Origin of the sequence: Paraglaciecola sp. L3A3, assembly GCF_009796765.1 — a bacterium.
Classification (GTDB): domain Bacteria; phylum Pseudomonadota; class Gammaproteobacteria; order Enterobacterales; family Alteromonadaceae; genus Paraglaciecola.
Genome location: NZ_CP047023.1, coordinates 3,421,470 through 3,439,155, shown reverse-complemented (window position 1 = coordinate 3,439,155; position 17,686 = coordinate 3,421,470). Strand labels below are relative to the sequence as shown.

Annotated in this window: 18 protein-coding genes; 14 read left to right on the top strand and 4 right to left on the bottom strand. The window is 39.4% G+C overall.

What is annotated here, in order from left to right:
* Positions 1-193: 193 nt before the first annotated feature.
* The 12 genes from rpoE (at position 194) to GQR87_RS14205 (ending at position 10,153) form a co-directional block, all read left to right on the top strand.
* A complete protein-coding gene (rpoE, locus tag GQR87_RS14260; RefSeq protein WP_158970427.1) occupies positions 194-775 on the top strand; it encodes an RNA polymerase sigma factor RpoE in 582 nt (193 codons plus the stop codon).
* A gap of 63 nt (positions 776-838) precedes the next feature.
* The gene (locus GQR87_RS14255) at positions 839-1,444 is read left to right on the top strand and encodes a sigma-E factor negative regulatory protein (RefSeq protein ID WP_158970425.1); all 606 of its coding nucleotides are present in this window, start codon (positions 839-841) and stop codon (positions 1,442-1,444) included.
* 19 nt (positions 1,445-1,463) lie between these two features.
* Positions 1,464-2,468 carry a MucB/RseB C-terminal domain-containing protein gene (locus GQR87_RS14250; protein ID WP_158970423.1) on the top strand — a complete coding sequence of 335 codons (1,005 nt, stop codon included), beginning with the start codon at positions 1,464-1,466 and terminating at the stop codon, positions 2,466-2,468.
* A 7-nt stretch (positions 2,469-2,475) separates the two neighbouring features.
* Positions 2,476-2,964: a SoxR reducing system RseC family protein gene (locus GQR87_RS14245; RefSeq protein WP_158970421.1), complete on the top strand. Its 489-nt coding sequence runs from the start codon at positions 2,476-2,478 to the stop codon at positions 2,962-2,964.
* A 176-nt stretch (positions 2,965-3,140) separates the two neighbouring features.
* Complete coding sequence (lepA, locus tag GQR87_RS14240) at positions 3,141-4,937, top strand: translation elongation factor 4 (RefSeq protein WP_158970419.1); 1,797 nt, start codon at positions 3,141-3,143, stop codon at positions 4,935-4,937.
* Position 4,938: 1 nt separating this feature from the next.
* Positions 4,939-5,847, top strand: a complete 909-nt coding sequence (lepB, locus tag GQR87_RS14235; RefSeq protein WP_158970417.1) for a signal peptidase I — start codon at positions 4,939-4,941, stop codon at positions 5,845-5,847.
* Positions 5,848-6,534, top strand: coding sequence for a ribonuclease III (gene rnc / locus GQR87_RS14230; RefSeq protein WP_158970415.1), 687 nt, complete (start codon positions 5,848-5,850; stop codon positions 6,532-6,534). It abuts the gene before it with no gap.
* On the top strand, positions 6,524-7,426 hold the full coding sequence (gene era, locus GQR87_RS14225; protein WP_158970413.1) for a GTPase Era: 903 nt from the start codon (positions 6,524-6,526) through the stop codon (positions 7,424-7,426). The genes rnc and era overlap by 11 nt, the downstream gene beginning before the upstream one ends.
* A 39-nt stretch (positions 7,427-7,465) precedes the next feature.
* The gene (pdxH, locus tag GQR87_RS14220; RefSeq protein ID WP_158970411.1) at positions 7,466-8,107 is read left to right on the top strand and encodes a pyridoxamine 5'-phosphate oxidase; all 642 of its coding nucleotides are present in this window, start codon (positions 7,466-7,468) and stop codon (positions 8,105-8,107) included.
* Positions 8,107-8,898 carry a TatD family hydrolase gene (locus GQR87_RS14215; RefSeq protein ID WP_158973027.1) on the top strand — a complete coding sequence of 264 codons (792 nt, stop codon included), beginning with the start codon at positions 8,107-8,109 and terminating at the stop codon, positions 8,896-8,898. The genes pdxH and GQR87_RS14215 overlap by 1 nt, the downstream gene beginning before the upstream one ends.
* Before the next feature lie 32 nt (positions 8,899-8,930).
* Positions 8,931-9,680 (top strand): DNA alkylation repair protein, encoded by a 750-nt coding sequence (locus GQR87_RS14210; RefSeq protein ID WP_158970409.1) that lies wholly within the window; start codon positions 8,931-8,933, stop codon positions 9,678-9,680.
* Positions 9,677-10,153, top strand: a complete 477-nt coding sequence (locus GQR87_RS14205) for a GNAT family N-acetyltransferase (RefSeq protein ID WP_158970407.1) — start codon at positions 9,677-9,679, stop codon at positions 10,151-10,153. The genes GQR87_RS14210 and GQR87_RS14205 overlap by 4 nt, the downstream gene beginning before the upstream one ends.
* A gap of 207 nt (positions 10,154-10,360) precedes the next feature.
* Here the strand turns inward: GQR87_RS14205 and hemW are convergent, their stop codons facing one another.
* The 4 genes from hemW to GQR87_RS14185 all read right to left on the bottom strand — a co-directional run bounded on the left by hemW (position 10,361) and on the right by GQR87_RS14185 (position 15,041).
* Positions 10,361-11,521: a radical SAM family heme chaperone HemW gene (hemW, locus tag GQR87_RS14200; protein ID WP_158970405.1), complete on the bottom strand. Its 1,161-nt coding sequence runs from the start codon at positions 11,519-11,521 to the stop codon at positions 10,361-10,363.
* A gap of 4 nt (positions 11,522-11,525) precedes the next feature.
* A complete protein-coding gene (gene rdgB / locus GQR87_RS14195) occupies positions 11,526-12,158 on the bottom strand; it encodes an RdgB/HAM1 family non-canonical purine NTP pyrophosphatase (protein ID WP_199271622.1) in 633 nt (210 codons plus the stop codon).
* Entirely contained in the window at positions 12,158-13,417 is a 1,260-nt protein-coding gene (gene srmB / locus GQR87_RS14190) for an ATP-dependent RNA helicase SrmB (RefSeq protein WP_158970403.1), read from the bottom strand. The genes rdgB and srmB overlap by 1 nt, the downstream gene beginning before the upstream one ends.
* Before the next feature lie 1,255 nt (positions 13,418-14,672).
* Positions 14,673-15,041: a RidA family protein gene (locus GQR87_RS14185; RefSeq protein ID WP_158970401.1), complete on the bottom strand. Its 369-nt coding sequence runs from the start codon at positions 15,039-15,041 to the stop codon at positions 14,673-14,675.
* A gap of 147 nt (positions 15,042-15,188) precedes the next feature.
* Here GQR87_RS14185 and GQR87_RS14180 point away from each other — a divergent pair, with 147 nt between their 5' ends.
* Positions 15,189-15,755, top strand: a complete 567-nt coding sequence (locus GQR87_RS14180; protein WP_158970399.1) for a DUF2239 family protein — start codon at positions 15,189-15,191, stop codon at positions 15,753-15,755.
* 1 nt (position 15,756) lies between these two features.
* On the top strand, positions 15,757-17,145 hold the full coding sequence (locus GQR87_RS14175; protein ID WP_158970397.1) for an MATE family efflux transporter: 1,389 nt from the start codon (positions 15,757-15,759) through the stop codon (positions 17,143-17,145).
* Positions 17,146-17,686 lie beyond the last annotated feature (541 nt).

Below are 17,686 nucleotides of genomic sequence, written 5' to 3'. Positions count from 1 at the left end.
ATTAAAAAGCGTTTAGTTAGAACAAAATTTATACAGAAAAGATCAACAGTCCCAAATGTTAGGGTGGTTATTTTACCTTTTTATATGTTTGTTGAAAAAAGATCATTATTTATCGAACTTTTTTTAATATGGTTAGTCAATATTAGTGCTTGCATGAGCTGTAGTATATTTTCGTAAAGGAGTAATAGCTCGAATGAGCGAGCAGTTAACAGATCAACAAATTGTTGAACGAGTACAAAGAGGTGACAAAAACGCATACGGGCTGTTAGTTGTTAAGTATCAGCATAAAGTATCGTATTTAGTTTCTCGGTATGTAAAAAATTCAGGCGATGTAGCCGATGTGGCACAAGAAGCATTTATAAAAGCATATAAAGCTTTACCCAATTTTAGAGGTGATAGCGCATTTTATACTTGGCTATACAGGATCGCAGTAAATAGTGCTAAAAATTATTTGGTTTCTCAAGGGAGGAAACCACCGGCAAATGATATTGACGCCGATGAAGCGGATTTTTATGATGGCAGCGATGCATTAAAAGAAAATAATTCGCCAGAAAAAAGTTTAATGTCAGAACAAATGGAAAAGCTATTGTTTGAGGCAATGGATAAATTACCCGAAGATTTACGAATGGCTATTAGCTTACGTGAGTTAGAAGGATTGAGTTATGAAGAGATAGCTGAAGTTATGGATTGCCCTGTAGGTACTGTAAGATCAAGAATTTTCAGGGCTCGTGATGCGTTAGATAAAGTGATTCAACCTTTGCTTATGAACGACTAAGTTTAAGTTGATAAATCTATTATTTATCAGAAATAAGAACTAAATTAGCGGGAACCATATTGTATGTCGCAAAAATTTGAAAATTTATCAGCTTTTATTGATGGTGAAGTATCATCAGATAATGTTGTTGACGCTGTTAAACGTGATGCCGATTTGATGCAAAAATGGAAAAATTACCATCTAATTCGTGATGGTTTACGTCAAGAGCTACCAACAGAGTTGAACTTCGATATTGCAGCTAAAGTGGCTCAAGCTTTAGAATCAGAACCCGCAATTTTAGCCCCTAAGAAAACATGGCGAGATATTCCATTGATTGGCAATGTGATACCCTTTGCTAAGCAGGGGGGACAGATGGCAGTTGCTGCATCTGTTGCTGTAGCTATGATTTTAGGGGTGCAACATATGAATCAAACTGAGGTTGAACAACCTTTCAGTGCTGCAGCGCCAATTTTAGGTATTAATGGTGGCTTATCACCTGTTAGTTTTGATGCTACTCGTTCTTTACCGCAAACGGATACTGCAGAACAAAAACGTCGAATTCATGCTTATATACTTGATCATAAACAGCAAATGCGTTTTAAAACATTTGAAGTCACTGCAACACCCACTGCAGAAGATACTATTAATGAAGAGGCAGTGCCTGAAGTTGTTGAAAATATCCCTGAATAGAAGATACAGCAGAACCTTAATGGTTCTGCTATCTGGCCTAGTTTTTCCTAGCTATACCTTTGCTCAAGAAGAGCAAACTCTCATAGAACCAGCACAATCTTCTGACGTTCAGTATGTTGCAGAACAATATACTGATGATAGTGCCGAAGCCTGGTTACATAAAATGTCTCGGGCTGTGCAATCTCTTAATTATTCAATCTCATTTGTTTTACTGAAACCCGGTGTTGACTCTCAACCTTACCTCTGGCGCCATGGAATAAATGCAGATGGCATTGAAATGGAGCAGTTGAATTTACTGAATGGGCCGGGTAAAGAAATCGTACGAATTGGCAATAAAGTCAGCTATTTTGAACCCAATGTGCCCCCATATAGTTTGATTTCGTCAGCTATTAATGGACCATTTCCTAGTGAATTTTTTCAACATCCAGAAAAGCTATTTACTGGATATGATTTTGTGATGGTCGGGAGAAGTCGTGTTTCTGGCCGTGCTGCTCAGCAAATCAGAATAATTAGTAAAGACCAAACAAGGTATGGTTTGAATGTTTGGTTAGACCAAGAGACTGGTCTATTACTGAAATTAAATATGTTTAATCTAAAGAACCAATTGCTAGAGCAAATTCAAGTGACGGGCCTCGAAGTAACTGAAGAACTGGCCCCTTTTTTTGCAAAAATTGAAACCTCTATGTTGCCAGCGGCTGTCAGTTTAGGTCAAAACCAGTTGACCCGTTCTCCGTGGAAAATTGGTTATATCCCTGTTGGTATGGAATTAGTGAAAAGAGAACTTAGACGTTTGTCTATCACTGGTCAAGTTGTTGAATATGTATTGTTAAGCGATGGTTTAGTGGATGTTTCCGTTTATATTGAAGAGCGGAGTAATGATACCTTAATGGATAATGTGGTAGGGAAAAGTCAATCTGATACTTTCTTTACCTTACAAAAAGGCCCATTAAACATCACTATTATCGGAAAGTTACCTGCATCGACTGCCAGTTCTATTGCTGCTTCAATCGTAAGAGGAGAATAATCCTTTTATGTTAGAAGAAATAGGCGTAGTAAGTAATATTGAAAACCAAACGGGGGCACAAGTTATCTGGGTTGAAACACAAATTAAATCTACTTGTGGTAGTTGTGAGGCCCAGTCAAATTGTGGAACGGGTGCTATCGCTAAAGTATTTGCTAATAAACGTGAATCAATTAAGTTTCAATATGATGGTGCCATTGATATTGGGCAAGAAGTTAAATTAGGTATTGCTGAAGAGAGTGTACTGAAAGCCTCTATTTTAGTTTATATATTACCTTTGTTAGTGTTGATATTTTCTGCTGTGATTGCACAAAGTGTATTACCAATAATTGGCTTAACAGCAGAAATTTGGCTGATAATAGTGGCGTTTAGTATGGCAGGGGTTACTTATAAATTGATCCATATTTATATGAACAAACAAAGTTGCGATAAATTCCAGCCTAAAATCCTCTCAGTTATACCTCTAGAGTCCCAGAATATTCATTTTAAACAAGTGTAAATTTAAGTTTCTGCAATAAAACAGCTAATGATTGGTTTTCTGTGTCGCAAAGTGGCTGATAAAACTGTAAAATCGCCGCCTATTTAATCATTTTGTTCCCCGAGTTATTTGATCAGTAGGCGTTATTGGTTTTGGTGGTGGGAAAGCAAACACACTTGGTAATTTTCTAAAACTTTATGCAACACAAGCACATACGAAATTTTTCTATTATTGCTCATATCGATCACGGTAAATCTACTCTTTCAGATCGCTTAATTCAACACTGTGGCGGACTTACCGCTAGAGAAATGTCAGAACAAGTTCTCGACTCTATGGATATTGAAAAAGAGCGCGGGATCACAATTAAAGCTCAGAGTGTCACTTTGGATTATAAAGCCAAAGATGGTGAAACGTATCAGCTGAACTTTATCGACACTCCAGGCCACGTAGATTTTTCTTACGAAGTCTCCCGTTCATTAGCTGCTTGTGAAGGTGCATTATTAGTTGTTGACGCCGGACAAGGAGTAGAAGCACAAACTTTAGCAAACTGTTACACCGCCATTGATATGGATATGGAAGTGGTACCTATTCTGAACAAGATTGATTTACCTCAGGCTGAGCCAGATCGTGTAGCAGAAGAAATTGAAGACATAGTAGGCATTGATGCTATGGATGCTGTGCGGTGTTCAGCTAAAACAGGTATTGGTATCGAAGATGTTTTGGAGGTGATTGTTCGTCAAGTTCCTCCTCCAGAAGGCGAAATTGATGCGCCATTAAAAGCATTGATTGTAGATTCATGGTTTGATAATTATCAAGGTGTTGTCTCACTTGTGCGCATTATGCAAGGTGAGTTACGCAAAAACGAAAAGATAAAAATCATGTCCACAGGTGGTATACACCAAGCTGATAAGGTTGGTATTTTTACTCCCAAAGCAAAAGACACAGGTATTTTAAGAGCTGGCGAAGTAGGATTTATTATTGCTGGAATTAAAGAAATTCATGGCGCGCCAGTAGGGGATACAATCACCTTAGCTAGGGATCCAGCGGTAGAACCTTTGCCTGGATTCAAAAAAGTTAAACCGCAAGTTTATGCGGGTATGTTCCCTATCAGTTCTGATGACTACGAAGATTTTCGTGATGCTTTAGCCAAATTAAGTCTGAACGATGCTTCGTTATTTTTTGAACCAGAAAGTTCTTCTGCCTTAGGTTTTGGCTTTCGTATTGGTTTCCTCGGCATGTTACACATGGAAATTATTCAAGAACGTTTAGAGCGTGAATACGATTTAGACCTGATTACCACTGCGCCTACTGTTGTTTACGAAGTAGAAACTAAAAGTGGTGAGGTTATCTATGTAGATAATCCTTCTAAACTTCCTGCAGTTAATGATATTGAAGAAATTCGCGAACCTATAGTTGAAGCTCATATTTTAGTGCCCCAAGAATTTTTAGGTAATGTGATTACCTTGTGTGTTGAAAAACGTGGCATGCAAACTAATATGACATATCACGGCAAACAAGTGGCTGTCAGTTATGATCTACCTATGGCTGAAGTTGTGATGGATTTCTTTGATAGATTAAAGTCCACAAGCCGTGGGTTTGCTTCCCTAGACTATAATTTCAAGCGTTTCCAAGCTGCTGAAATGTCTCGTTTGGATATTCTAATTAATACCGAGCGTGTTGATGCCTTAGCTATGATCACCCATAAAGATAATGCTGTGACTCGTGGTAGACAACTGGTTGAAAAACTTAAAGAGCTTATTCCAAGACAAATGTTTGATATTGCTATTCAAGCAGCGATCGGGAATCAAATTATTGCCCGTAGTACCATTAAACAGTTACGTAAAAATGTAATCGCTAAATGTTATGGTGGCGATATTAGTCGTAAGAAAAAGCTGTTACAGAAACAAAAGGACGGTAAAAAACGTATGAAGTCTGTTGGTAACGTAGAACTACCTCAAGAAGCATTTTTAGCATTACTTAAGGTAGGAAAATAATATGGCGAATTATTTCTCAATTTTTTTAGTAATTTTGACTGTTGCCTCAGGCATCATTTGGTTAGTGGATAGTTTATTGTTTGCGCAGAAACGTCGTGACCGTATGGCTATTGCCAGTAGTGCTTCAGGTACTTCTTCTGCCTTAGAGCAAGATGCTGAACTACCTTGGTTAGTGGATACAGCGCAACAGATATTTCCTGTGATTGCTTTTGTATTGGTATTACGTTCGTTTTTGTATGAACCTTTTCAAATTCCATCAGGCTCTATGATGCCTACCTTATTGGTGGGGGATTTTATCTTAGTTGAGAAATACGCATATGGTTTGAAAGATCCAGTCATGCGTAAGAAATTTGTAGACTTAGGTGCGCCAGAACGTGGTGATGTTGTGGTATTTAAGTACCCCGTTAATCCTTCATTAGACTATATTAAACGTGTTGTTGGGTTACCTGGTGATACTGTAATTTATCGTGATAAACAAATTAGTATCAAGCCTGCCTGTGATTCAGTAGAAAACTGTTTACCAATAAAAAAAGTAGATTTGAAGTTTGAAAATCGTGGGGAAGTATTCCAACAATTTGCACCTCTTGAGAAATATACAGAAAAACTAGGTGAAATAAGCCACCAAATTTATCGAACCGCCAGTCGAAGTAATCCTAGTAGTCGTTATTATCAACAGCCTGGTACACAGGTCGATGAATGGATAGTACCTGAAGGTCATTATTTTGTAATGGGAGATAATCGTGATAACAGTGAAGATGGCCGTTTTTGGGGGTTTGTACCTGACGATAATCTAGTAGGTAAAGCCGTCGCTATTTGGATCAGTTTTGAATTTGAACGTGCAGAAGACAGCTGGTTACCAAGTTGGGTACCGACAGATATAAGATTTGAACGAGTGGGCGGCATTATATAAATGCAAATTGTTGACCCTTATTTACCCTTATATAGAAAGTTAGGATATACCTTTAAAGATCCGGCGAACTTAGCTCAGGCGTTAACTCATAGAAGTGCCAATAAAATTCATAATGAAAGGTTAGAATTTTTAGGTGACGCTATTTTAGGCATGGTTATCGCCAAAGTGTTGTTTCAACGTTTCCCTAAACAGCCTGAAGGCAAACTCACTCGTATGCGTTCTAGTTTAGTGAAAGGAGACACTTTAGCTGAAGTTGCCAGAGAATTTGAGTTGGGAGAGTTATTATTACTTGGCCCAGGAGAATTAAAAAGTGGTGGTTTTAGACGAGATTCAATTTTGGCTGATGCAGTAGAAGCCATTATAGGGGCTATCTATTTAGAATCTGGCATGGAAAAAAGTGAAGCCTTAATCTTAGATTGGTTCGCTGAACGTATAAATGCTTTAGATCCTGATGCTGTGTCTAAAGACGATAAAACTCGTTTACAAGAATTTTTACAAGGTCAAAAACAGCCATTACCTATATACGAAGTGATCGATATTAAGGGTAAATCACATGACCAGATATTTCATGTCAACTGCACTGCTAATGGCTTAAAAGAGCCAACTATAGGTGTGGGAAACAGCCGCCGGAAAGCCGAACAAAAAGCTGCAAGACAAGCTTATAAGAGACTAACAAATGGAAAATAAAACACACTGTGGAATGATTGCCATTGTTGGTCGCCCGAATGTGGGTAAATCAACATTATTAAATAAGTTACTGGGACAAAAAGTCAGTATAACTTCGCGCAAACCACAAACTACTCGCCATAGAATTATGGGCATAGATACTGAAGAGAATCGTCAAGCAGTTTATGTTGATACCCCAGGCTTACATATCGAAGAAAAACGTGCGATTAATCGTTTTATGAACCGTGCTGCCGCGAGCTCGATTGGCGATGTTGGCTTAGTTTTGTTTTTGGTTGAAGGCACAAAATGGACTGATGATGATCAGATGGTGTTAACCAAAATTCAACAGTCTGGCGCACCTTGCTGGTTGATTGTGAATAAGTCTGACAATGTAAAAGATAAAGAAACTATGTTGCCCCATTTAAGATGGTTAGGCGAACAACATACTTTTCAGCAAATCATGCCTATTTCAGCTAAAACAGGAAAAAATGTTGAAGAGTTACGTTCATTAGTTTTAGCGACTTTGCCTGAAAGTGAGTTTTATTTTCCTGAAGATTATATCACTGACCGTTCAAGTCGTTTTATGGCGGCTGAAATTGTTCGTGAAAAACTCATGCGTTTTACTGGCGATGAATTACCTTATTCAGTGACAGTGGAAATAGAACAATTTTTATTGGCTGAAAATGGCATCTATAGAATCAATGGCCTAATTTTGGTCGAACGCGACACCCAAAAAAGCATGGTTATTGGTAAAGGTGGTCAACGCCTTAAAACCATAGGCGCTGAAGCTCGTAGAGATATGGAAGCCTTATTTGAGACTAAAGTGTATCTAGAACTTTGGGTTAAAGTTAAATCTGGGTGGGCTGATGACGAACGAGCTTTGCGCAGCTTAGGTTATGGGTTAGATAATTAATCCAAGCTTGACTAAGTCATTCATATAGGAGAACTAAGTTTGTCATCTATTAGCGATATCCGTCGTCAATATTCTAAAGCAGGACTTAGTTCTGCCGACTTGACCGAAGAACCATTTACCTTGTTTGAACAGTGGTTACAAAATGCGGTGGATGCAGGTTTGACTGATCCTACAGCTATGACAGTAGCAACTGTCGATGCAAGTGGCCAGCCTTCGCAACGTATAGTGTTACTCAAAGACTTCTCAACAAAAGGTTTTGTGTTTTACACTAATACAGAAAGTAAAAAAGCTGAAGACTTAAAACATAATGCTAAAATATCACTACATTTCCCTTGGCATTCTTTAGAACGACAAGTAAAAGTGTGCGGTGTGGCTCAAGCTTTGAGTTCCACTCAAGTAGCTAAATATTTTATGTCACGGCCTAAACCCAGTCAATTGGCTGCTTGGGCTTCAGCACAAAGTAGGCCAATTCAAAGTCGACAATTATTATTAGAAAAATTTGCCCAAGTGAAAAATAAATTTGCTAAAGGCGAAGTACCACTGCCATCATTTTGGGGAGGCTATCTGGTGGTTCCTCATAAAATTGAATTTTGGCAGGGTGGCGATGATCGATTGCATGATCGATTTATGTACAGCAAAGACAGCCAAGGTGTTTGGCACACAGAACGTCTCATGCCCTAATGAATCAAACTCAGCCCGTTTTAATCGATAGCCACTGTCATTTAGATTTTAGCTGTTTTGATCAAGACAGGTTGGAGCTGATAAAAAGGTGTAAACAACTGGCTATTAGCCAGTTTGTAATACCTGGTACCCAAGCCTCTGGTTGGCAAAAACAAATTGAATTAGCACAACAATACCCTTCGATTAAATTTGCATTAGGTTTGCATCCCTACTTCTTAGCTGATTACCAAAACGAACACTTAGAGCAATTAACTCAACTTCTTAATACTCATAAAAATCATCTAGTTGCTTTAGGAGAGATTGGACTTGATTCAGCTATTGCTGTGGATTGGCAGCTACAAACTGAGGTATTTACCAAACAGTTGAGTTTAGCCAAATCATTTGATTTGCCGGTGATATTGCACCACAGAAAAAGTCATAATGAATTATTGCGGATACTTAAAACAGAACAGTTTGCTAATGGCGGCATCATTCATGCTTTTAGCGGCAGTCTGCAACAGGCTGAAACCTATATTCAGCTAGGCTTTAAAATTGGTGTAGGTGGCAGTATTACATATCCTAGAGCAAATAAAACACGGCAAACTATTAGTCAATTACCTTTATCCAGTTTAGTGCTAGAAACCGATGCGCCAGATATGCCTGTTGCCGGTAGGCAAGGGCAAAGAAATAGCCCCGAATATTTAGTTGATATTGTGCAAAGTTTGCAACAAATAAGAACTGAATCGGCAGAACAGTTAACAGCAGCTTGTTTACACAATACCTTAGATGTATTACGTAACATTACAGCTTAGGCATTAATCAAAGTCTTTAAAATTGGAGTGTTATGTCAACCTCTGCTCACATTATCTTACAGCTTAAACAGCAACTGATTACTGTTAGTACCCCAGAAAAAGCAGAATCCGTAAGACGATATTTCCCTCATGGTATTCACTGTCTTGGCGCTAACGCCGTGGATATTAAAAATATCATCAAACAGTTTCATCTGGATAACTCCCAGGTAAGTCCTGAACAAGTATTAGTCATCAGTGAAGACTTATTGCAACAAGCTACTTATAGTGAAGAAGTGATGGTGGCCTACGGATTAATTAATAAATTTGTCAACAAACACTATGATGACAACTTGCTACTAAGGTTTGAATTTTGGTTAGAGCACTATGCCAATAACTGGGCATTAGTAGATGACTTGTGTATGAAAACCTTGTTTAAATTTTTGCTGGCTCGACCTCATTTAATTGAACACACGCAAAAGTGGGCCTATTCAGATGTGTCATGGTGTCGACGTGGCAGTAACGTAGCTTGGGTTAAGTTTATTAAGCGGCCAATGGGCAAGTCGGTTTATTTTTTAGATAAAAATTTAGTCTTCAAAAGTTGTGATCTATTGATTACTGATGCAGATGAATTTGTGCAAAAAAGTGTTGGCTGGTTACTTAAGGTGACTGCTATTCATGATCCAGATGATGTAGTGAAATACTTACAATTGAATTATCAAAATATGCAAAAATCGACTATTCGTTATGCCTTAGAAAAAATCGATAAAAAGCTTAGACTACTTTTACTAAAGGATTTTAGATGAGCAGACAATATGACTTTAGGCTGGCTACTTTAGATGATGCAGCTGTGATTGCTGAATTGGTTTGTGCTCTCACCCAAGAGATTACTGCCGCTACGGGGGCCGAGCTGGTGGAACAGGTGAAACAAACTAGTGAACTTTGTGAAAAACTCATGGCACAAGGTGAATATGCAGCTTTTTTGGCATTAGCTGGGCAAGAGGTGGTGGCGATTGCTACTTTTACTGAAACCTATGCATTATATGCCGGTGGTAAAATGGGCGTTATCCAAGAATGTTATGTACGTCCTGAATATCGCGGCACTAAAATTGGTGCGCAGCTTTTAACGAAAGTAAAGCTATATGGTAAACAACAAGCCTGGGCCTGTATTGAGTTATGTACCCCACCTTTGCCTGCGTTTTCTCGCACTGTAGAGTTTTATCAACAAAATGGCCTAGTACCAGTAGGCGGCCGCAAAATGCGAGAAATGCTGGAGTAATAGCAAAAATGCAGCATACAGCAGACTAATCAGAATAAAACAGCATAATGCAGATCAAAGCTGAGAGGGGCAGAATGACCAGCGAAAAATAGTAGCTATTTAAGAGCCAAAACAAAAGAATGGATTCCTGCTAACAACTTGTTTTTCTCTGTGACAAATGCTGTTGTCTTTTTCTATTCACTAGTCCCTATCTATTATTTACTGCTTCTACACCATCATCTCCAAAAGAGTATTCAGGTAACGTCGGCCCAAGGCTGTTACTTGCCAGTACTCTGCAGTCTCAGTAATTAAACCTTTTTTTATCGCACTTTGTAGATTTGCTAAGGTATTTTTATCTAATGCTAATCCTGTGAATTTTTGGTAATCAGCTTTAGGGCAGGGTTCAACTAAACGAAATCGATTCATAAAAAATTCGAAGGGTAATTCGTCTGTGAGTACAGCTCTCTTTTCGCTTAAATATGGGCGAGTTAAATCCATATAGCCTTTAGGATGTTTAACCTTAACCGTGCGAATAATTTGCTGTTCATCGACTAGGGTGATTTTTCCGTGAGCGCCACAACCTATGCCTATGTAATCACCAAAACGCCAATAGTTGAGATTATGTTGGCATTGATTACCCGGTAAGCTGTACGCAGAAATTTCGTACTGTACGTAACCTGCTGCTTGTAATAATTCATCACCTTGTTCCTGAATATCCCATAACAATTCGTCTTCAGGCAACTTGGGAGGCTTAGAGTGAAATTGAGTATTTGGTTCTATGGTTAACTGATACCAAGACAAATGTGGTGGTGTTTGTTGAATAGCTTGGCCTAAATCGAACAGTGCATCGCTTAATGACTGCTTAGGTAAACCGTGCATAAGATCTAAATTGAAACTGTTCAAACCGATTTTTTTAGCCAAAGTCGCTGCGGTTAAGGCTTGTTGATCATCATGAATACGGCCTAAGTCTTTGAGTTTGTCAGCTTGAAAACTTTGTACTCCAATGGAGATACGATTCACTCCAGCGCTCACATAGTCGGCAAACCTTTGGCTTTCAACTGTGCCAGGATTGGCTTCCATAGTGACCTCAGCATCTTTGGCTAAGTTGACTCGTTGTTTTACCCCATCCAATAATGATTTAATGGCTTGGGCTGAAAATAAGCTTGGGGTGCCACCGCCAATAAAAATACTGTGGATAGGTCTGTAGCCCACTAAATTAGCATCTTGTTCTAAGTCATCTAGTAGATGGCTGACGTACTCGGTTTCTGGTAGAACCTGTTCTTTTTGGCCGTGGGAGTTAAAGTCGCAATATGGACATTTTTGCACACACCAAGGGATATGAATGTATAAGGATAGTGGTGGCAGAGTTAAATCTAGCTGTGATGACAAGTTCTTATCCGAGTAAATTTTTAAGTTGTACCACTAGTTGCTGTAATGCTTGACCACGGTGACTTAAGGCATTTTTTTGTTCTTTAGTGAGTTGTGCAGAGCTACAGTTTTTTTCTGCGACCCAAAACACCGGATCGTAACCGAAGCCATTTTCGCCATGTTGGACTGTAGTGATTTCACCAGCCCATTCACCTTGACAAATAATGGGGGTGGGATCGTCTGAGTGACGCATAAAAACTAATACACATAAAAACCTTGCCTGGCGTTTACCTGCTGGTACATCTGCCATTTCCGTGAGTAACTTAACAATATTAGACTGATCGGTGACTTCTTTGTCTGTTGTTGGGTCATAGGAATACCGAGCTGAATATACGCCCGGTGCACCACCTAAAGCGTTAACCGCTAAACCAGAATCATCAGCAATGGCTGGTAACCCTGTGATTTTAGCGGCATGCCTAGCTTTGATTATGGCGTTTTCTACAAAAGTACTACCGGTTTCTGCTACTTCGCTGACATTGAATTCGCTTTGTGCCAGCACATCCATACCTAAATCAGCCAGCATACTGCTTAATTCTTTGACTTTACCTTGGTTGCCTGTAGCGAGTACTAGTTTGTTCAATGCTAGCTCTATTGCCATTACGCTTTTTTACCTCTGCCTTTTTTCTTGTTCTTTTTACTGGTGGCGGTTTTTTTAGCTTTTAATGCTGCTTTTTTAGTTTTTGTACTGATTTTCTTTTTAGTTGGTGGTTTCGCTTCTTTATTTTGTGGGCGAAGTTCAGCAATGACACGACGTTTTAAAGGTTGTTCTGTGTATCTTTCGATTTTAGGCACAATGGCGATATCGTGAGCCTCGACTAAAGAAATAGCGGTGCCTTTGTTACCTGCACGACCAGTGCGGCCAATTCTATGTACGTATACATCTGCAGTACGTGGCATATCGTAATTAATGACATGGCTTATGTTGTCTACGTCGATTCCACGGGCAGCGACATCGGTTGCCACTAATATTTTCACTTCGCCGCTACGAAAACGTTCCATGGCTGCATTACGTTTATCTTGGGGCATTTCACCTTGTAACCAACCACAAGGGATTTCAGCTGAATTAAGCTGACCTACTAAAGTCGCTAAACGCTCACGGGTTTTGACAAACACTATGGCTGTTTCAACTTGATTGCTAAGTATATGGATTAATAAGGCCAATTTATGATTGGCGTTATCAGCCAAGTGGATCCATTGATGGATCACACCTTTTTCTTTACGACTTGAGTCTGCCTCTAGTTCAACAGGATCATTTAATAATTCTTTAGAAAAACGGGCAATACCAGAACCTTCCAAAGTGGCCGAAAACAACATAGTTTGTTTACGCCATCTAGCTTCACCAGCAATTTGATTCACCACCGCTGAGAAGCCCATGTCTAACATGCGATCAGCTTCGTCTAAAATCAGGCATTCAATATCGCGGCAATCAAAACTTTCTGTTTCGATATGTTCAAATAAGCGACCTGGAGTGGCAACAAGAATATCCAGATTTTTTTCCAATAAATCACGATCTGTACCGTAATTAATGCCACCGGTGATCACGCCACAATTAATATGGGGAATATATTTACAAATGAGTTTAGCTTGTTCAAAAATTTGTAAGGCTAACTCTCTGGTTGGCGTTAAGATTAAAACCCGTGTAGAGCCTGGCTGGCGTCTTGGATAATCTAATAAAAACTGACAAACGGGTAATAAAAACGCAGCCGTTTTACCTGTGCCTGTTGGTGCAGAGGCTAATATATCTCTACCATTCATGGCTTCTGGTATCACTAGTGATTGAATACTAGTAGGGGTTTTATAACCCATATCCACTACTGCGTGGACTAAGTCGTCATCTAATTCTAACTGTTCGAACATGTAAACTGCCTAAGCGTTATTTATTGAGCATTCTATTGGTGCGGATTATAAAGGAGATAGTAGATAGTAGATAGAGGATAAAAGTAGTAGATAAGAAATAGTGAATAGGATATAGGAAAAATTTTAACTGCAAAAAGCGCCGAAAGTACAGCGTTTTGGGGGTATTCAATTTGTTTTATCTATCTTCTCGCACGAAGCAGTATGTCGTTTTAGTCCTATGCCGTTTACTTGTCTGTCATGGTCATCGATAAAAACCTCATTTCTCGTAAAAAATGACAACTAAAATCTAGAAAATAGCTACGTCCGCTTACTTGTTATCTTCGCAACTGCGGAGTTTGTTGGAAATAGTAAGCAATATTGATTTTTTGCAAGCTATTTTAGCTTTCAAAATCAAAGTGATCGGCTTAAGACCAAAAGAATGGATTCCTGCTAACGACATGCAGGAATGACGGAGTTGTTGAGTTTTTTGAGCCTCGTTATTTACTATCTACTATCTCCTGCTTTTACCTTTTGTAGATCGTCCATTTATGGCGTCTGTTGTTTGAATTTGACGGGCTAAAGCCACGACCTACATCGCTTTTATCTTTTCTGCTTCATTCAGCGCCATTCTGATTTAGTCTGATTCATGCTGCTTTTCTTCTTTTGTAGGTCGTCCATTTATGGCGTCTGTTGTTTGAATTTGACGGGCTAAAGCCACGACCTACATCGCTTTATCTTTTCTGCTTCATTCAGCACCATTCTGATTTAGGCTGCTTAATGCTGCTCTTTTTTTGTAGGTCGTCCATTTATGGCGTCTGTTGTTTGAATTTGACGGGCTAAAGCCACGACCTACATCGCTTTTATCTTTTCTGCTTCATTCAGCGCCATTCTGATTTAGTCTGATTCATGCTGCTTTTCTTCTTTTGTAGGTCGTCCATTTATGGCATCTGTTGTTTGAATCTGACGGGCTAAAGCCACGACCTACATCGCTTTTATCTTTTCTGCTTCATTCAGCGCCATTCTGATTTAGTCTGATTCATGCTGCTTTTCTTCTTTTGTAGGTCGTCCATTTATGGCGTCTGTTGTCTGAATTTGACGGGCTAAAGCCACGACCTACATCGCTTTATCTTTTCTGCTTCATTCAGCACCATTCTGATTTAGGCTGCTTAATGCTGCTCTTTTTTTGTAGGTCGTCCATTTATGGCGTCTGTTGTTTGAATTTGACGGGCTAAAGCCACGACCTACATCGCTTTTATTTTTTCTGCTCCACTCAGCCTTATTCTGATTTAGGCTGCTTCTGTGCAGCAATCACCGATATTTCCACTAACAATGCAGGTCTGGCCATTGCGGCTTGTACGCACGCTCTGGCAGGGGCATGGCCTGCTGGTACCCAGTTATCCCAAATATCATTCATGGCAGCAAAATCTTGCATGTCTTTCAGGTAAATGGTGGCCGACAAAATATGTTCTCTGTCACTGCCTGCATCTAATAATAAGCCATCGACTTTGTCTAACATGGTTTGAGTTTGTTCTTCTATACCTTTACTGGCGTCGGCTGCTACTTGACCACACAAGTAGACTGTACCCTGGTGGATCACAATTCGGCTCATGCGTTGTTTGGTTTCTTTACGTTGAATATCGGTCACGTTAATCCTTATTAATCATTTTTCTGAATAATATCAGTCTGATCTTTCCTAGTCTTGAATTACTAAATTTTTTATTTTTACCATGGTTTTATTGTTATTTATTTTTATCTGGGTAATAATTGCCGTAAACATTATAAAGGATGAATTATGAGTGCCCAATATTTAGCTATTTTCCAACAGCAATTGTTAGCCAGAGGCTCGTTGCAACAAGTGGTAGAAAAAGTCAAAACCATAGACCCACAACTAGAGCCTATTGTGATTGATGTGGATACTTGTCAGCGAATTGATTTTAGTTGGCATGGCGATACACAGCAGGTATTGGCCAGTTTACCATTGACCGAACCAAGCCAAGTGGCAAAAAGAGGCAGACCTAAATTAGGGGTGAAATCTAAAGAAGTTACTTTATTACCCAGACACTGGGAATGGTTAGCCACCCAAAGAGGCGGCGCATCGGCCACCTTAAGGCGGCTAGTAGAAGAGGCGCAAAAAAATCCATCAATAGAAGAACAAATTCTGTTGAAACAACAGCAACTAGATAAATTTATGCTGATATTTTTAGCAGATGAAGTGGGGTATGAAGAAGCCAGTCGAGCACTGTATCGCAATAGTCGAGTGGGGTTAGAGGCGGCCATCGGTTCTTGGCCTGATGAGATAAAAGCCTTTGTGTTAGACAAATTTATTGAAATTAGTCAATTGCATAATGGAGTCAGTTGATATGCCACACACAAGTTTGGCAAAAGTAGATAATCAATTTACTCATGGCTCTTTAGCTAAGGTGTTTTTTAAAACCGCGGCGCCCATTATTTTTATGATGTTAGTCAATGGCTCTTTCAATTTAGTGGATGCCTACTTTTTAGGACAATTTGTTGGGGCTGATGCATTAGTGGCGGTGACCTCGATGTTCCCGGTTTTTATCTTTTTAATTGCTATGTCGACATTGGTGTCGAGTGGCTTTTCTAGTGTGATGGCAAGGTTATTAGGGGCAGAAAAGTTTGATAAGGCGAAAGAGGTGTTCGCCCAAGCTATTACCTTGTCTTTGTTAGTTTCGGTCGTGTTGATCTTACTCTTTCTATTGCTGGGAGAGTCGCTGACACTGGGGTTAAATAATGCAAATGTAGACTTGGCTAATATGAGTTATCTTTACGTTTCTATTATGATCTTTGGCTCACCACTGATGTTTTTATTAACCATCAATAGTGACAGTTTGCGTTGTGAAGGGCATATACCCGTGATGGCCATGGCGTCGTTGATGTCGGTCTTGTTAAATGGCGTATTTAATTATGTGTTAATAGTGCAGTTAGATTATGGAGTGGCGGGGTCGGCATTAGGTACTTTGCTGGCTCAGTATTGTGCTTGTTTACTCATTATTATTTTTAGATACAGAGAAAGTAGTCAGTTAAAAATTCCGTTTATTACCTTTTCTAAAGGGCGGGATTATTGGGCTGAGTTTTTAGCCATAGGTGCGCCTTCTAGTTTGACCCATTTGGGCTTTGCTTTGTCATCGGGTGCTATTTTTTATAATTTACAAATTTGGGGAGAAGGCAATTACGCCGATACGGTAGGGGCTTACGGCATTTTGACAAGGCTAATGACGTTTATTTATTTGCCCCTTTTAGGTCTAAGTTTAGGCTTTCAAACAATAGTTGGAAATAATATTGGCGCGCAAAAATTTGAACGGGTTAATGCCAGTATTAAAATCGCTTTATGGGCATCTTTGCTGTATGGCTTAGCTTGGCAACTGATTATCTTGCTTTATCATCACAAAATAGGCGGTTTATTTGTTGATGATCTGGGGATTATTCATCAAGTGAGTCGTATATTCCCCACCGCTACTTTAGCCTTGAGTCTTTTAGGGCCATTGTTGATCATTACTATGTATTTTCAAGCCATAGGTGATGCGAAACGTGCGGGCTTATTGAGCATGGCAAAAACCTATGGGTTTTTATTACCCCTACTATTTGTTTTGCCATGGCAGTTTTCAGAATGGGGAATTTGGTACGCAGGCCCCACAGCTGAGGTGTTAGGGTTATTATTAACCTTTGCAGTGTTGTACCAAAGGCAACAAAAAAATGTTTATCGTTACGGGTTGTTTAAAGTTGAATGATAAAGTAAGTGCTACTTGTGTGCTTTGTACTATCCTTACTTTATGCGCTGCGCGCACTAAGATTATTCACTTCATTCACAAAGCATGCACTGCGTTTATGGCATCCATCGATGCCTTTTCTTAAGCTGTATCTCGATAACTGCGTCTTGCGTTATTCTACCTTCCGCCATCCTTGGCGGTCGCCTGCCAATTGCCCTATTGAGTTTTTAATAAAAAATAGCGAACTTGAAGTCGCGGGGTAAATCAAAATCTTGGCTTCGCCACTGAAAAACGGCAGTTAGATGAGTGAAAAAAACACCAGTCAAACACCATTCACTATTTCTTTAAAATACTAATTCTATTAGCATCAACAATATCAATAAATATAAGGGTAGGGTCTCGGCTTTGTCTTACATGGAGATTATTCGTCACACAAGGCGCGACTGGATAAGCCGAACCTCTCGATAACGCTCTTTTTGTGCCTAGCGGCGTTGGGCTGCCTAGCCGCGATGGAGGAGAGTCTAGAAATAACACGTTATTACGTACGACAATCCGCCTTGCT

Excerpts from the sequence above, each read along its gene's own strand:
- GQR87_RS14215 (WP_158973027.1), top strand. The coding sequence starts at position 8,107 with ATGAATCAAACTCAGCCCGTTTTAATCGATAGCCACTGTCATTTAGAT.
- lepB (WP_158970417.1), top strand. The coding sequence starts at position 4,939 with ATGGCGAATTATTTCTCAATTTTTTTAGTAATTTTGACTGTTGCCTCA.
- srmB (WP_158970403.1), bottom strand. The coding sequence starts at position 13,417 with ATGTTCGAACAGTTAGAATTAGATGACGACTTAGTCCACGCAGTAGTG.
- GQR87_RS14180 (WP_158970399.1), top strand. The coding sequence starts at position 15,189 with ATGAGTGCCCAATATTTAGCTATTTTCCAACAGCAATTGTTAGCCAGA.
- era (WP_158970413.1), top strand. The coding sequence starts at position 6,524 with ATGGAAAATAAAACACACTGTGGAATGATTGCCATTGTTGGTCGCCCG.
- rpoE (WP_158970427.1), top strand. The coding sequence starts at position 194 with ATGAGCGAGCAGTTAACAGATCAACAAATTGTTGAACGAGTACAAAGA.
- GQR87_RS14255 (WP_158970425.1), top strand. The coding sequence starts at position 839 with ATGTCGCAAAAATTTGAAAATTTATCAGCTTTTATTGATGGTGAAGTA.
- rdgB (WP_199271622.1), bottom strand. The coding sequence starts at position 12,158 with ATGGCAATAGAGCTAGCATTGAACAAACTAGTACTCGCTACAGGCAAC.
- rnc (WP_158970415.1), top strand. The coding sequence starts at position 5,848 with ATGCAAATTGTTGACCCTTATTTACCCTTATATAGAAAGTTAGGATAT.
- GQR87_RS14210 (WP_158970409.1), top strand. The coding sequence starts at position 8,931 with ATGTCAACCTCTGCTCACATTATCTTACAGCTTAAACAGCAACTGATT.
- GQR87_RS14205 (WP_158970407.1), top strand. The coding sequence starts at position 9,677 with ATGAGCAGACAATATGACTTTAGGCTGGCTACTTTAGATGATGCAGCT.
- lepA (WP_158970419.1), top strand. The coding sequence starts at position 3,141 with ATGCAACACAAGCACATACGAAATTTTTCTATTATTGCTCATATCGAT.
- GQR87_RS14175 (WP_158970397.1), top strand. The coding sequence starts at position 15,757 with ATGCCACACACAAGTTTGGCAAAAGTAGATAATCAATTTACTCATGGC.
- GQR87_RS14250 (WP_158970423.1), top strand. The coding sequence starts at position 1,464 with ATGGTTCTGCTATCTGGCCTAGTTTTTCCTAGCTATACCTTTGCTCAA.
- GQR87_RS14245 (WP_158970421.1), top strand. The coding sequence starts at position 2,476 with ATGTTAGAAGAAATAGGCGTAGTAAGTAATATTGAAAACCAAACGGGG.